This window comes from Mesorhizobium sp. M0011 (assembly GCF_040324155.1).
GTDB lineage: Bacteria > Pseudomonadota > Alphaproteobacteria > Rhizobiales > Rhizobiaceae > Mesorhizobium.
Window position 1 is genome coordinate 1 of the sequence record NZ_JAMYVQ010000021.1, and the last position, 12,200, is coordinate 12,200.

The following is a 12,200-nucleotide window of genomic DNA, read 5'->3' on the forward strand; positions in this document are numbered from 1 at the left end:
GTCAAACCCCAGCCAATCCGGCCTCAAACCCGAGCCGCAAGGCACCCCACATTGGCCTGACCCTCCCTCCTTGCCCCTATAACTTAATAACGCAACGGGCCCCTTGCGGGGGAGATGTCCGGCAGGACAGAGGGGGGTGCCTCGCGCCTACCTCTCTTTAAAAACCCCTGTCATCTTTTGCCCACTTGGCGGTGCTACGCACATCTGCGGCGGGTTTTGTTGGAGGTCGATGTGACGACAAGCCTTGCCGCCCTGAAAAGCCAAAGCAAACGCGCCGTGAAACGGCTCATCGGTTACGATTCCCGCAACTGGCTGCGCATCCGCCAGATCGAGGCGTTCAGCCTCTTTCTCGAAGCGGGAAACCGCAAATCTTCCGACGTGATCGAGATCTCGCCCGGCTGGAACCGCTACTGGCGGACGATGTGCCCCAACTACCGCTCGGTCGATTTCCCCGCCTTCGACATCTGCAGGGACCGCACCGACGAGCAATATTCCATCGTCATCGCCGACCAGGTGCTTGAACATGTGCAGCGGCCGCAGGCGGCGGTGCAAAACATCCACGCCATGACCCGGCCCGGCGGCTGGGCGATGGTGGCGACACCCTTCCTGTTTCGCGTCCACGCCAGGCCGCACGATTACAACAGATGGACCCCCGCCGGCCTCAAGCAGCTGATGGTCGAGGGCGGCTTCGCGGAAGCCAACGTCAAGGTCCATGGCTGGGGCAACAAGGCCTGCGCCAGGGCCCATATCGGCGGCCCCGTGCGCGCCTATGGCCTATGGCGGGATCTCAGCAACGACGAGGAATACCCGCTGATGGTCTGGGCTTTCGCGAAGAAGGCGTGAGGGGCGGTCCGCGTAGCGGACGCAAAGCCAATTGCTTGGCTTTGCGAGCGACGAAGGCCCGAAGCGACAGCGAAGGGCCGGGGCTGAAGCTGCCGATCTCCCCCCGCGTGGGGGAGATGGCCGGCAGGCCAGAGGGGGGCGCTGTCCCGCCAGCGTATCCACGATATCAACTGAACTTCCGATAGGTCTGTGCCTGTTTTTGGAAGGCCAGCAATGCCGCGTTCCTTCGCGCCCCCCTCTGCCCTGCCGGGCATCTCCCCCACGAGGGGGGAGATTGGCTAATCACCGCCTTCTCATCACCCGCGCATGCCTTCGCCATACCCACCAGTCCCACACACGCTTCCTGAAACTGCGCTTCATCGCGGTCATGGTCTAAAGCCCCAGCAGCACGCGGCGCTGGCCGGTGAGGCTCGCCGGCGCGAGGTCGGTCTTGATGGTGCCGGCGGTACCGTTCCGCTGTTCAAGCTCGGCCCGCAGTGCCGCCTCGCGCGCCTGCACGTCCTTGTCCTGCGCCGTCGGTACCGGCGGCAGCGGCTTCAGTTCCGGTGGTTTTTGCAACAGACACATGGTTCCAGCCTTCTCTTGTCCAGTCGTAGAGGAAAAAGTCTTCGCCGTTGCGGCCGTAGCCCGGCAACAGGCAGCGTTGCGTGGCGCCCAGCCGGCCGAGCCAGCGCAGCGCTAGTTCATTGACGGCCAGCGCCCGGGCCTCGACCCGCCAGGCGCCGCGCGTCGCGACTTGAGGCCCCAGCACGGCGTGAAAGAAGTCTGTGATCCCAGGCACGCAGCGCTTCATGCGGCGCGTGCCCCAGCTCCAGGCGATCCACAGCCCGCCGCGCTGTTCGGCAGCGCCAAACCCGGCCTCCGGATTGCCGTCGAGTTCGGCGACATAGGCAAACCCCTGCAGCGCCGTCAGCGCCAGCAGCGCCGGCGACCAATGGTCAAGCTGGCAGTCGATCTCGGCGCGGTCTTCGGGGCGGAGATTGGCGGCGATGTAGGAGAGATCGCGGAGCGTGGCGGGAATGATGCGGAGGGTCATGAGCAACCAGCGCGATAGAGGTGCAGTTCCCGCTTTCGGACGGCGTCTCGGCGGCTTGCGCCCTTGACCGGCCCCGTCGCCAGTGACCTACTTCGGACATCGACGGTTATCCAGGAGACGGGCGCATGGACATTCGAGCGACACTGACGGAGCTATGCGAAGCCTTCAACGCGCACGATCTCGATCGCATCATGGCGTTCTTTGCCGACGACTGCGTCCTGGAGATGCCGCGGGGCGCCGAGCCCTGGGGAACGCGTTGCGAGGGCAAGCGCAACGTACGGGACGCGCTGGCGACACGCTTCGAAGGCCTGCCCGATGTCCACTACGGCAATGGTCAGCACTTTGTGGACGAAGCTGCCGACACCGGCATGTCGAAATGGACCCTCACCGGCACCACCCGCGAGGGTGTGAAAAAGGAAGTTCGAGGCTGCGACTTCTACACGTTTCGCGACGGCAAGGTGATCCGCAAGGATTCTTATTGGAAGATCGTGGAGTAGCTTGCGGCGTCAATACGAATTGCGGTGGTGTGACGGGTAAGAGTGCACTGTCATCGTATTCGCTTACAGACAGGTTCTCGTCCACGCAGCCGAATGATTTTGTGCCGTTCAGACAGGATAGGGTCTATTTGCAATCCCGCTCTCGACTCGTTGCTGACATCCCCGCATACAGCGCTTATCTTCCATGAAACTCCAGCACCAAGCAGTTCAGATAACGCCAGTGATTTCAGACACAAAGATACTAAGCGACACAGTGGCTAGCGGTATCGTCTTCATTGTCCTCGCCTCGGCCACACTCTACTGCGTTCGTGAACTTTTGTCCGCGTGGAGAACAGGCTCCATTCGATCAAAAACAGGGCTCGTTCTCCGAAGCTCAGACGTTCTGACTTTCCGACGCCTGGTTGGCGTTACCACCTTCGCAGTGCTTTACTTATACTTTGCCTTTTTGCTGTCGTGGGAGCGGCACTCGCCGTCTCGACTCTCTTTTTTCTGGTGGCTTTGGCTGCCAAGTTTAGCCGATAAGCTAGAATTACGGTGCCGGTGCTTCAGTCCGGAGGTTCGCTGCGGTCACATGGTGCAACCGATAAAAGTGCACTGTCACCGTAATTCACCGTAATTCGGTGTTGCGGACTACAGGCGCAGGGCCGGCGCGCCCTGTCTCTTCGTCATCCTATGGCGGAGCAAGGAGCGGAGCGACGCGGCGCAGACCATAGGATCCATGCCGTGACCTTGGAGCGCTGCTACGGCGCAGGATTCTGACGTGCCGCGTTCCCCGGCGACCATCACGGCATGGATTCTCGGGTCAAGCCCGAGAATGACGAAGTGTGGGGAGCCTTGCCCCTACCGAAACGCCCCCAGCGGGTCGCTCTGCCCCGCCGGCCTTCTCGCCGACCTGAACTCCGCCGGGTCCACCACCGCCTCGCGCAGCATCATCACGCCATAGCGTGTCGCCGCCATCAAATCATCCCGCAGCTTCACAACCTGGCCATCCCTGCGATGAAACAACCTAAATTCCTCAAACCAGTCGGCGAGCGTGGCAAACACCTTGAAGCGGCCGCTCTGCATGCGGTCGAGCATCTCCATCAGCCCGGCCTCGACCGAGACCGAACCGTCGGGGAATTGCGCGTGGCGGGTCAGCATGTTCAGCCCGTGTGCCGAATACTGCCGGGCGAGCGCCACGCCCGCCCCTTCCAGCGTTTCGCGGCGGCCGTCGCGCGGCCAGGCGAAGGGCAGCCATTCGCCCCATGGTTTGAGCGTCAGCGTCTGCATCGCCGGCGTCTGCTGCGAGGCCCGCGCAGACTTGGTGACATAGACGACATCGGCCTCCGTATCCCAGGCCAACTCGACCGCGGCCGAAGGATGGTCCCAGCCGAAATCGAGCGCGCCGAGCCTTGGCCAGTAGCGCGGCAGCCGGAACGGCGCGCAGGCGATCAGCGCCTCGGCCACCGGAAAGATGCGGCCCGAACCCAGCACCGGAATGCCCCGAGCCCGCGCCTCGCGCTCATGCGCCGGATAGGCCGCGACGATCGCCGCGCGCTCCTGCGGCGTGTAGTGCGCGGCATCGTCGATGGTCATGAAGGTGACGTGTCGAGACATATCAGTCTGCCTAAATTATTTGCCGGGACGAGTAACCGCCATTGATAATACTGTTTATCAATGCAAAGCTGCTGGCCAATTGGGGGAGATACATGATCCGCATAGCAATCGTTGTGGCCATTGCCGCGACCGCGTCGGCATGCCAATCGAACGTTCCGTATGATACGAGTAAGAAAACCTGCAAGATGTACGCCAATTCTTCAGGGTTCCAACGCGAAGTTTGTATCCCGGACACACCAAATAAAGTATGCAATGTCTGGTACAACCAGATTACGGGTGATGAAAGGATATGGTGCCAACCGCTAACCCGGAAAGCAACCGATCCCAAGGCCCGCGCCAGACAGCTTGCGGGCAGCAAATACCCTTGAACGTCTTCATCCGCTGCCTTTGGCCATCCCCTCCACTTGCGACGCCGACAGAAACAACAGCACCACATCCGACATCCCAAGCAGCGGCGTGAACGTCACGATGGTGATGCCGCCCGTCGCATTGGTGCGGGTCAGGCCTTCGGAATAGATGTCGAGCGGCGGTTCCTCGTCGAACCAGACGCCGTGCAAAGTCTCGCCCTGCCATTTCTCGCGGCCCTTCTCGAAACTCTTGAACGACAGCACCGATTCATCGGCCTGCACGTCGCCGCCGCCACCCCAGCGCACCACGACGCTGTCCAGCGCGCCCGGTGCGCCGCGGCCCATGAAGGTCTGCACAATGGCGTCGGCCGGGATCATGCCCGTGCCCCAGGCCGCCTGCTGCTGCGGCGGACCGACCAGCACACGCTGCGGATTGTCACGCGTGCCTTCGCCGGTGACGCCGGCCGCCCACAGCCGAACGGCCGTGTCGAAAACCTTGCCTTGCCACCACTGGGGATAACGGCCGGTCAGGTGCATGGCCCATTCGGCGCCCCCTGCCCTGGTCTTGCCGAGCTGGTTGCCGGCCATGAACAGGCGCTCGCGGTTCTGCGCGCCTGCAGCGTGAAACTCGGCCTGGCGTTCATACGGTCTATAGGCCGCCAATTGATTGGTCCGGCGCCGTCTGTCCAGTTCGGCCAGCAGCGCCAGATATTCCATCTTCACGGACATCACCGGGTTCTTCGAGGAACGGTTTGACGATCGTCTCGAGGGCGCGGATGCGGCTGCGGATTTCGTCATCGCTCAGGCTGTCCATTTGGTTGATCTTGGCATCGAAATCCTTGGGCAGCACCGACAGCACGATCTTCAGATACTCGTCCGGCTTGTCGGCTCGCACCTGGGCGATCACGCCGGCGCCATAGGCGCGGAAATCAGCCCGCACGGCAGCCAGGAAATCGTCGCCCAGTGTCTTCTTGGCGCGCTTGCGGCGCGGCTTTTGCGCGGCCGGTTTGGCGGCGGGTTTGCGCTTTGCCGGCTTGCGGCGCGTTGGCCCGGCGGCGGTCTTGTCAGTCACGGACGTCACCACCCACGGCGTTGGCAGCGGGAATGCCGGCCTTCGGCATCGATCCGGCCCGGCTGGCCGGTTTCTTTGAACGAGCGGATTTCTTCCTGGTGCGCTTCTTGGCTCCCTGGACGCGCTTTGGCTTTGCCGCGTCGGCAGGCTTCGCCGCCGGGGCAGGCCTTGCCAGACCGGCCCGCGCCCTGAGACGCGCCATGACCAGACCGACAAGGTGCCCGGCGATGCCGGCCTGCGAGAACCCGAACTCGCCAGCGTCGTCCCGCACCATGCCGATCTTTATGCCGGGCGCGACCTCCTCGAGACGCCCCAGGCGTGGCTGCGGCGCAATGCCTTCGAATTCGCCGATCGCGCTGACGATTTCCTGGCCGTCAGCATCGGTGATGATGGTGGCGTAGCGGGTCATGGGTGTCTCTCGGATTGCGAAATGAGTCATCGGGCGAAGGATGGCATTCCTTGGCGCCCCCTCTGTCCTGCCGACATGTCTAGCCCAGCAACAAAAAACCCGCCTCAGGGGCGGGTCGTTGGCGCAACTCAGCACCATGGACAAAAATGTAGCATAGCTGCACTCACCCCGTCAACCGTTTTCTGAGAAAAAATTCCTAATTCGGTCAAACCCGCCGGCCGCATCCCGCACCATGCCGATCTTTACGCTGGGCGCGACCTGCTCGACACGCCCCAGGCCTGGCTGCGGCGCAGCACCTTCGAATTCGCCGATGGCGCTGACGATTTCCTGGCCGTCAGCATCGGTGATGATGGTGGCGTAGCGGGTCATGAGTGTCTCTCGGATTGCGAAATGAGTCATCGGGCGAAGGATGGCATTCCTTGGGGCCCCTCTCTGTCCTGCCGACATGTCTAGCCCAGAAACAAAAAACCCGCCTCGGCGGCGGGTCGTCGGCGCAACTCAGCACCATGGACAAAAATGTAGCATAGCTGCACTCACCCCGTCAACCGTTTTCTGAGAAAAAATTCCTAGATCGATCGCAATTCCGGCCTGACCGACGCTGGCAAAGCGCGTAAAACCCTCCTTTTTCCGGCGGCTGGTCACAAGCCGGCAGGTGTGAAATCATTCGTCGAAGCTCATGGAATGATTCCCGTCGCACGGCCTTGTGGGAGAGGACGATGGACAGACCAGCCATGGCATCCGTGTTCAGGATGCGGCATGCACCAGCCATGGTTTCCGGCGTGCGCAGCACCGGCCAGGGTCAGGCGGATCCGGTCATCCGCGTGCGTTCGCTGGGCGAAGCCATCCGTTTCGTCGCCAACGCCTACCCCCAATACGACATCGGCGCCGTCGCCATCAGCTGTGGGGATGTTTCGATCGGCAGCCTCGGCAGCCTGGAGGTCAAGGCGCTGTGGCGCGAATATGGCGAACGGCTGACGCAGGAATAGGCGTTCGCCCGCAGCCTTTCTGGAGCGGAAATGCCGCTCGCGCGTTTCAACCCCAGTCACGGGAGCAATCGCCATGAATGTCGCCAACCTGCAACTCGAAGGCCTGTTGATGGCCGTCGCCTCGATCAACCGCCTCTTGGTTCAAAAGGGGGTGCTGACGGCGGAGGAAATCGACCTGGCCTTGCGCAAGACCGAGGCAGGCGAAACCAACCAGGAGCGGTCCGAAGGCATGTCCGCGTCCAGCCGCGACGCCGTCAACTTTCCGATCCGGCTGCTGGAACTCGCCAACCAGTGCCAGCCGGAGGCGGAGATGCCGTCTTTTTCGAAGCTGGCCCGCATGGTCGGCAAGATAAAGGAACCCTACAACGACCAGCTGTGAGGGGGTGCCAAGGCAGGCCCGGCGCGCGTCCTTCGCGCGGTGCCGGTCGGTCTCGCCTCAAGCCCTGCCCGGCCATCCCAAATTGAGCGAAAGCACCTTGCCCGGTCCATGCACGGCCGCAAACAGCAGTCCGGCCAGGAACGAAAAATGGTCGACGAAGAAGCCGAACTCGGCCTGGTTGCCGGCCCAGTGGCTGGGTCCGTGGAAGGCCAGGGCGAGGAACAGCACATAGGCGGCGGCGACAAGGGCCGCCTGCGAGAAGAAGGCGCCGGTCAGGAAGCACAGCACCAGCGCGACTTCCAGGATCGCCGCGCACCAGGCCAGGAACAGCGGAAACGGAAAGCCGGCGGCGGCGATATAGCCGGCGGTGGCGTCCATGCCCATGAACTTGAAGGTCACGGCCATCAGGAAGACGCCGGCGAAGATCAGCCGGGCGATGAGAAGGGCCGTGGTCTGCCACGGCGATTGAGTGATTTGCGACGACATGCTCGTTCTCCAGCTTTGCAGATTGCTCGCTCCTAGGACGCGCGACGGGCGCCAGGTCCGACACGCCAGGCCAATTTTTCTCGACAGGGCGCTTGCCGCGGTCGAAGGAGGCTTCGAAGCCTCGCACCGCGCCAGCAAAGAGCGATTTTCGGTTTGCCGCCCTGCTCCGCAAGGTCCAGGCCGCCGGCTGGGACCGCGGGCAGGCCGCCTCGGCGCTCATGTATCTCGCCGCGATGCGGCTGAAGCCGGCCTGACGACACGCCGGCCCGAACGGCTTTCCGGCGCATCGCGCGATTGAAACTTGTTGGTAATCACGGAAGTGCTATCGTTAGTCGGGGCTAATGCACCGGCGTGCCGGCGCAGCGATTTTGGGTGGGCTGAAATTTGCGTACAAGCGTCAGGTTTGGGGCAATATCTCATGGCGTGCGGTCGGCGCCGCTGGAGTGCAGCGGCTGCGGTGGCGCTGGCCAGGTCTTCGAATGCCCGCGCTGGACGAGTTCCAACGGCCATTGCTGCCCCGCCGGCACGCACCGGCGCGGCTGCCCCGGCCTCAGCGCTGCATGCTCCGAATGTGACGGCGACCACGCTTCCGGCGCCGACCTCATGCGGCCATCGGCCTGATACAGGCCGGTTGCAGCCTGGCCATGTCGTCTGGTGGAACCGGCGGCGCCAATCTGTGTTATGTCGTGTTGATCGCGGGCGCCGAAGGCTGCGCGTCCCGACAACAGAAAGCGAGGCCTGAGATGGCTGACGACAAGTCGAAGACGAAGCAGGACCGCAAGCAGGTCTCGAGTGAAGAGCCCTACGAGGTTGCCGCCTTTGCCCGCAAATACGGCATTCCGCCAAGCGAGGCACAGACCATCATCAAGCGCTACGGACCCTCGCGCAAGAAGCTCGACGCCCATATGGCGGCCCGCGGCTAGCGCATGTCGCCCACAAGTGGATCTCGGTTTTGGGAGAACGACATGCATGAAGCGGGTCGTCTGAACTCGTTCGGGCGCGGCGCGCTTTAGGCCCGAAACCATTTCGCCTGGACGGCGTTGAAGATGCTGCGGGCCGTGTCAACCGGGCCTGGTGGTACGGTGAACAGGATGTCTTTTTCCCGGTTTCTCATCCTGGCCAACGAAACGGCAGACGAGCATCTGTCCCACCCGGCCCGCAGCGCCACGCATTGAGGGAGGTCGTCATGTCCGACACCATACGCAGGACCGGCAGCTGCCTGTGCGGCGGCGTGCAGTTCGAGGTTCACGGCCCGCCGTTGCGCGTTGGCCTGTGCCACTGCAAGGATTGCCGCAAGGCCGGCGGTTCGGTCTACTCGGCCTTTGCCATCTGGCCGCGCGAGGCCTTCGAGACGACCGGCCTCGTCAGCTCCTATGGCACGCGCAGCTTTTGCCCGACCTGCGGCGGCCGCGTCGCCTGGGTCGACGACAACGAGGCCGAGGTGGCGATCGGCAGCCTCGACATCGCGCCGACCGATCTCGTGCCCGAATATGAACTGTGGACCTCCAGGCGCGAGACCTGGCTGCACGCTCTGTCCGGCACCGAACAGTTCGAGCACGACCGCCCAGCGCAGCACAACGCCGAAGCGCCGACGCCGAGATCGCTGTCGGACATCGACGCTGAGATTTGATCTCCGGGGAAGGGAACCCTGCCCTGCCGCCGACGTTACCGGATGCCTCTCACGCATGTCGCCCCGGCGACTTGCGGCAATCATGGAGACAACCGTTGAACGACAAGATGTTTCCCCGCCCGATCAGGCTGAAATTCGCGCCTGAGCGCGAGCGCATCATCCGCAGCGCCTGGGAAGGCCTGGAATGCCTCGGCGACTGGCCGGCTGGCCAGGGACGGCGCTACCGGGCGGCGTTGCGCAGTTGCCGCGATGCGCTGGATGGCTGGACGCCGGCGGAAAAAGCGATGCGGGCGATGATCGACGCCGCGCGCGAAGCAAAACTCCTCCAGTAGTTGGAACAGGGGCCATGCCTGATCTCATTTTGCCCACACCGATGCGGATCAAGCCGCATGGGTCGGATACGATCCGCGACGTCGCCACGCTCAAGGATGCCAGCGAAATCCTGATCGACTGGCCGCAGGCCAAGCGCGGGCCGTTCTACCAGGCGGCGCGCGAGAAGGTCGAAGCCGCCCTGGAAACCAAGATAGGTGCTGCCGAAGCACAGGAAGCGTTCGCAGCGCTCTGCAGCCACTCCGGCGTTTTGGTGCGATAGCGGTTTCAATAGAAGCAGGGGGGGCATTATTGCCTCGCCTGCTTCGTGCAAATCGGTCCTGATCACTCCGTATCCGAATAATCGATCCGATTATTCCGCCGGAAGCTCGCCCTGTACGATCGGGTGAGAGGTTTCGAAGCCAAAACTCTTTGGCGCCAGCAGAATCAAGGCAATCACGATCGCTATCGAGGCAAGCAACGTGGCAGTGGCTGCAATATCTCTCACGATAATCTCTCCAAATTCCAAGTCGTGAGAAAAACGCTCCCAACATAACGAGGTTCCATTAGCTTGCGCGATAATACCAACGAGCCGGCGTTTATTGTTTCGGCGGCTGGGGCGGCACTTCACCAGGCTTGATTACCGGCGTCTTGCCTTCGTCGGGAGCGGGCGCCGCCATGCCCTGGTCGCCCGTCGGGGGTGGTTTCAGCACGCCGCCGCAGTCGTTGAGCTTGGCGGTCAAATTGCCGTCATCGGCCTGCTGTTCAGGCTGCTGTTTTGCCCCTTGCTCGGTCTGAGCCCTGCATTTGTCGGCCTGCAGCGCCTGGCTGTCGTTCTGCTGCTGGGCCGCGGCCGGCACTGCCAGCGCCAGCATGAGGCCTAGTGGCATGATGGCGAGAGTTCTCATCACTGCCTCCTTCTTTTCTTTCACGGCCGCCCGCGGCGACCTTCCCTTCACAGGGACAACGCCTGTCGAAGAAAAAGGTTGGCCGCCTCGCCGGCGGCATTGCAACCAAACCCGTTTGCCGGCCGTTGCGCGTGCCGGAGGCGGTCATGTTCGAAGGTTTTCAAAGCACGGAAATCGACATTGGCGATGCCGGCATATACTGCCTGCGTGCCGGCGGCGGCCCACCGCTGCTGTTGCTGCACGGCTTTCCGCAAACGCATCTGATGTGGCGCGACATCGCCCCCGCTCTGGCCAGCCGGTTCAGCGTCGTCTGCGCCGACCTGCGCGGCTATGGCCGCAGTTCCTGTCCGACGTCCACTCCGGACCACGCACCCTATGCCAAGCGTGCCATGGCCGCCGATATGAGGAGGCTGATGGAGAAGCTGGGTTTCAGCAGCTTCATGGTCGCCGGTCATGATCGCGGCGGGCGTGTCGCCTACCGCATGGCGCTCGATCATCGGGACAGCATCGACAGGCTCGCCGTTCTCGACATCGTGCCGACCGCCGATGCCTGGGACCGGGCCGACGCCAGGCTGGCGCTGGGCTATTGGCCATGGTCGCTGCTGGCGCAGCCTGAGCCGTTGCCGGAAAAGATCCTGTCCGGCGCCGCCGAGGCGATCGTCGACAATGCGCTCAACGGCTGGGGCTCGCCGCCATCGGCGTTTCCAGCCGAAGTGCGTCAGGCCTATATCGAGGCCTTGCGCGCGCCTGCCCACGCCCATGCCATCTGCGAGGAATATCGGGCGGCAGCCACGCTCGACCGCGAGCACGACCATGCCGACAAGGCAGCCGGCCGGCGCATCCGCTGCCCGCTGCTGGCGCTATGGAGCGGTCAGGGCGCCTTGGCGGATTGGTATGCCGGCGAAGGCGGGCCGCTGGCGCTGTGGCGCGGCTGGGCCGACGATGTGCGTGGCCAGGCGATGCCGGGCGGGCACTTCTTTCCCGAAGAGAATCCGGCGCGCACGGCCGATCTGCTGGCCGGCTTCTTCGGTGAAACCAGTCACGGCATTTCCCGGCGATCGGAATTACCTTCGCTCTTCCTTTGATCGGGCCGAAGCCCCCTCCTTCTCCGCCTTTGCTTGACTGCCTTCATCACCGGCGGCAAGGCCGGGTCCGCGTTCGAACCGGCGCAGAAAGCCGGCAACGACCAGCACGATCAGCGTGCCGAACCCGGCCACTTGCCAAAGACCCAGTCCGCAGGCGACGCCGATCGCGCCCGCCAGCCACATGCCGGCGCCGGTCGTCAGCCCATGCACCTCGCCGCGCGAAAACATGATCGAGCCGGCGGCGAGGAAAGCGACGCCGGCGGTCACCGCCTCGACCACCCGGATCGGATCGACCTTGACCGATTCCCCCGCGAACATCGGCGCGTGCACGATCTCGACCGTCAGGATGCCGAAGGTGGCGGCGGCGACGCAGACGAGAATATGCGTGCGAAGTCCGGCCGGGCGATTGCGCCATTCGCGTTCGAAACCGATGATCGCGCCATAGAGCGTCGCCAGCAACAGCCGCGCCGCGATGACCGGAAACGAGGTGTAGGTGGAATGGCCGAATTCCTCGACGAGTTGTTCCATGATGTCCCCTCCGAAAGCGTGACGCCACAACGCGGCCGCCGGGTCACGGTTCCTGAATCCACCGCCAGGTGCGGCAAGGATGCGGCCGC

Annotated in this window: 20 protein-coding genes; 10 read left to right on the plus strand and 10 right to left on the minus strand. The window is 63.5% G+C overall.

Annotated features, from left to right (window positions below):
* The first annotated feature begins 231 nt into the window (after positions 1–231).
* Positions 232–843: a class I SAM-dependent methyltransferase gene (locus NKK51_RS21540; protein WP_352554518.1), complete on the plus strand. Its 612-nt coding sequence runs from the start codon at positions 232–234 to the stop codon at positions 841–843.
* A 460-nt stretch (positions 844–1,303) separates the two neighbouring features.
* Here the strand turns inward: NKK51_RS21540 and NKK51_RS21545 are convergent, their stop codons facing one another.
* The gene (locus NKK51_RS21545; RefSeq protein WP_023813804.1) at positions 1,304–1,879 is read right to left on the minus strand and encodes a hypothetical protein; all 576 of its coding nucleotides are present in this window, start codon (positions 1,877–1,879) and stop codon (positions 1,304–1,306) included.
* Positions 1,880–2,004: 125 nt separating this feature from the next.
* Between NKK51_RS21545 and NKK51_RS21550 the strand changes: the two genes are divergently transcribed.
* Positions 2,005–2,376: a nuclear transport factor 2 family protein gene (locus NKK51_RS21550; protein ID WP_023813805.1), complete on the plus strand. Its 372-nt coding sequence runs from the start codon at positions 2,005–2,007 to the stop codon at positions 2,374–2,376.
* A gap of 840 nt (positions 2,377–3,216) precedes the next feature.
* Here the strand turns inward: NKK51_RS21550 and NKK51_RS21555 are convergent.
* The 5 genes from NKK51_RS21555 to NKK51_RS21575 form a co-directional block, all read right to left on the minus strand.
* Positions 3,217–3,972, minus strand: coding sequence for a phage terminase large subunit family protein (locus NKK51_RS21555; RefSeq protein WP_023813806.1), 756 nt, complete (start codon positions 3,970–3,972; stop codon positions 3,217–3,219).
* Between the two features lie 374 nt (positions 3,973–4,346).
* Positions 4,347–5,048 carry a terminase large subunit domain-containing protein gene (locus tag NKK51_RS21560; RefSeq protein WP_245273300.1) on the minus strand — a complete coding sequence of 234 codons (702 nt, stop codon included), beginning with the start codon at positions 5,046–5,048 and terminating at the stop codon, positions 4,347–4,349.
* A complete protein-coding gene (locus NKK51_RS21565) occupies positions 4,969–5,391 on the minus strand; it encodes a hypothetical protein (protein WP_352554519.1) in 423 nt (140 codons plus the stop codon). The genes NKK51_RS21560 and NKK51_RS21565 overlap by 80 nt, the downstream gene beginning before the upstream one ends.
* The gene (locus NKK51_RS21570) at positions 5,384–5,800 is read right to left on the minus strand and encodes a hypothetical protein (protein ID WP_023813810.1); all 417 of its coding nucleotides are present in this window, start codon (positions 5,798–5,800) and stop codon (positions 5,384–5,386) included. The genes NKK51_RS21565 and NKK51_RS21570 overlap by 8 nt, the downstream gene beginning before the upstream one ends.
* Positions 5,801–5,971: 171 nt before the next feature.
* Positions 5,972–6,169 carry a hypothetical protein gene (locus tag NKK51_RS21575; protein ID WP_023813811.1) on the minus strand — a complete coding sequence of 66 codons (198 nt, stop codon included), beginning with the start codon at positions 6,167–6,169 and terminating at the stop codon, positions 5,972–5,974.
* A 347-nt stretch (positions 6,170–6,516) separates the two neighbouring features.
* Here NKK51_RS21575 and NKK51_RS21580 point away from each other — a divergent pair, with 347 nt between their 5' ends.
* Together NKK51_RS21580 and NKK51_RS21585 are read left to right on the plus strand one after the other, a co-directional pair.
* Entirely contained in the window at positions 6,517–6,786 is a 270-nt protein-coding gene (locus tag NKK51_RS21580; protein ID WP_023813812.1) for a hypothetical protein, read from the plus strand.
* A gap of 73 nt (positions 6,787–6,859) precedes the next feature.
* A complete protein-coding gene (locus NKK51_RS21585; RefSeq protein ID WP_023813813.1) occupies positions 6,860–7,165 on the plus strand; it encodes a hypothetical protein in 306 nt (101 codons plus the stop codon).
* A 57-nt stretch (positions 7,166–7,222) separates the two neighbouring features.
* Here NKK51_RS21585 and NKK51_RS21590 read toward each other — a convergent pair whose 3' ends face one another.
* Entirely contained in the window at positions 7,223–7,651 is a 429-nt protein-coding gene (locus NKK51_RS21590) for a DoxX family protein (RefSeq protein WP_023813814.1), read from the minus strand.
* Positions 7,652–7,743: 92 nt separating this feature from the next.
* Here NKK51_RS21590 and NKK51_RS21595 point away from each other — a divergent pair, with 92 nt between their 5' ends.
* The 5 genes from NKK51_RS21595 (at position 7,744) to NKK51_RS21615 (ending at position 9,873) form a co-directional block, all read left to right on the plus strand.
* Positions 7,744–7,905, plus strand: a complete 162-nt coding sequence (locus NKK51_RS21595) for a hypothetical protein (protein WP_023813815.1) — start codon at positions 7,744–7,746, stop codon at positions 7,903–7,905.
* 489 nt (positions 7,906–8,394) lie between these two features.
* Positions 8,395–8,574, plus strand: coding sequence for a DUF3606 domain-containing protein (locus tag NKK51_RS21600; RefSeq protein ID WP_023813816.1), 180 nt, complete (start codon positions 8,395–8,397; stop codon positions 8,572–8,574).
* 263 nt (positions 8,575–8,837) lie between these two features.
* A complete protein-coding gene (locus tag NKK51_RS21605) occupies positions 8,838–9,281 on the plus strand; it encodes a GFA family protein (protein ID WP_023813817.1) in 444 nt (147 codons plus the stop codon).
* Between the two features lie 95 nt (positions 9,282–9,376).
* A complete protein-coding gene (locus tag NKK51_RS21610; protein ID WP_023813818.1) occupies positions 9,377–9,613 on the plus strand; it encodes a DUF982 domain-containing protein in 237 nt (78 codons plus the stop codon).
* A gap of 14 nt (positions 9,614–9,627) precedes the next feature.
* Positions 9,628–9,873 carry a DUF982 domain-containing protein gene (locus NKK51_RS21615; RefSeq protein ID WP_023813819.1) on the plus strand — a complete coding sequence of 82 codons (246 nt, stop codon included), beginning with the start codon at positions 9,628–9,630 and terminating at the stop codon, positions 9,871–9,873.
* Between the two features lie 90 nt (positions 9,874–9,963).
* Here the strand turns inward: NKK51_RS21615 and NKK51_RS21620 are convergent, their stop codons facing one another.
* Together NKK51_RS21620 and NKK51_RS21625 are read right to left on the minus strand one after the other, a co-directional pair.
* Entirely contained in the window at positions 9,964–10,098 is a 135-nt protein-coding gene (locus NKK51_RS21620) for a hypothetical protein (RefSeq protein WP_023813820.1), read from the minus strand.
* Between the two features lie 91 nt (positions 10,099–10,189).
* Positions 10,190–10,498, minus strand: a complete 309-nt coding sequence (locus tag NKK51_RS21625) for a hypothetical protein (RefSeq protein ID WP_023813821.1) — start codon at positions 10,496–10,498, stop codon at positions 10,190–10,192.
* Positions 10,499–10,644: 146 nt separating this feature from the next.
* Here NKK51_RS21625 and NKK51_RS21630 point away from each other — a divergent pair, with 146 nt between their 5' ends.
* On the plus strand, positions 10,645–11,583 hold the full coding sequence (locus tag NKK51_RS21630; RefSeq protein WP_023813822.1) for an alpha/beta fold hydrolase: 939 nt from the start codon (positions 10,645–10,647) through the stop codon (positions 11,581–11,583).
* Here NKK51_RS21630 and NKK51_RS21635 read toward each other — a convergent pair.
* Complete coding sequence (locus tag NKK51_RS21635) at positions 11,563–12,111, minus strand: MgtC/SapB family protein (RefSeq protein ID WP_352554520.1); 549 nt, start codon at positions 12,109–12,111, stop codon at positions 11,563–11,565. The genes NKK51_RS21630 and NKK51_RS21635 overlap by 21 nt on opposite strands.
* Between the last annotated feature and the right edge of the window lie 89 nt (positions 12,112–12,200).

Coding starts and splice junctions, on each gene's coding strand:
- NKK51_RS21580 (WP_023813812.1), top strand. CDS start 6,517: ATGGACAGACCAGCCATGGCATCCGTGTTCAGGATGCGGCATGCACCA.
- NKK51_RS21600 (WP_023813816.1), top strand. CDS start 8,395: ATGGCTGACGACAAGTCGAAGACGAAGCAGGACCGCAAGCAGGTCTCG.
- NKK51_RS21630 (WP_023813822.1), top strand. CDS start 10,645: ATGTTCGAAGGTTTTCAAAGCACGGAAATCGACATTGGCGATGCCGGC.
- NKK51_RS21590 (WP_023813814.1), bottom strand. CDS start 7,651: ATGTCGTCGCAAATCACTCAATCGCCGTGGCAGACCACGGCCCTTCTC.
- NKK51_RS21545 (WP_023813804.1), bottom strand. CDS start 1,879: ATGACCCTCCGCATCATTCCCGCCACGCTCCGCGATCTCTCCTACATC.
- NKK51_RS21615 (WP_023813819.1), top strand. CDS start 9,628: ATGCCTGATCTCATTTTGCCCACACCGATGCGGATCAAGCCGCATGGG.
- NKK51_RS21635 (WP_352554520.1), bottom strand. CDS start 12,111: ATGGAACAACTCGTCGAGGAATTCGGCCATTCCACCTACACCTCGTTT.
- NKK51_RS21605 (WP_023813817.1), top strand. CDS start 8,838: ATGTCCGACACCATACGCAGGACCGGCAGCTGCCTGTGCGGCGGCGTG.
- NKK51_RS21555 (WP_023813806.1), bottom strand. CDS start 3,972: ATGTCTCGACACGTCACCTTCATGACCATCGACGATGCCGCGCACTAC.
- NKK51_RS21550 (WP_023813805.1), top strand. CDS start 2,005: ATGGACATTCGAGCGACACTGACGGAGCTATGCGAAGCCTTCAACGCG.
- NKK51_RS21625 (WP_023813821.1), bottom strand. CDS start 10,498: ATGAGAACTCTCGCCATCATGCCACTAGGCCTCATGCTGGCGCTGGCA.
- NKK51_RS21560 (WP_245273300.1), bottom strand. CDS start 5,048: ATGTCCGTGAAGATGGAATATCTGGCGCTGCTGGCCGAACTGGACAGA.
- NKK51_RS21575 (WP_023813811.1), bottom strand. CDS start 6,169: ATGACCCGCTACGCCACCATCATCACCGATGCTGACGGCCAGGAAATC.
- NKK51_RS21585 (WP_023813813.1), top strand. CDS start 6,860: ATGAATGTCGCCAACCTGCAACTCGAAGGCCTGTTGATGGCCGTCGCC.
- NKK51_RS21570 (WP_023813810.1), bottom strand. CDS start 5,800: ATGACCCGCTACGCCACCATCATCACCGATGCTGACGGCCAGGAAATC.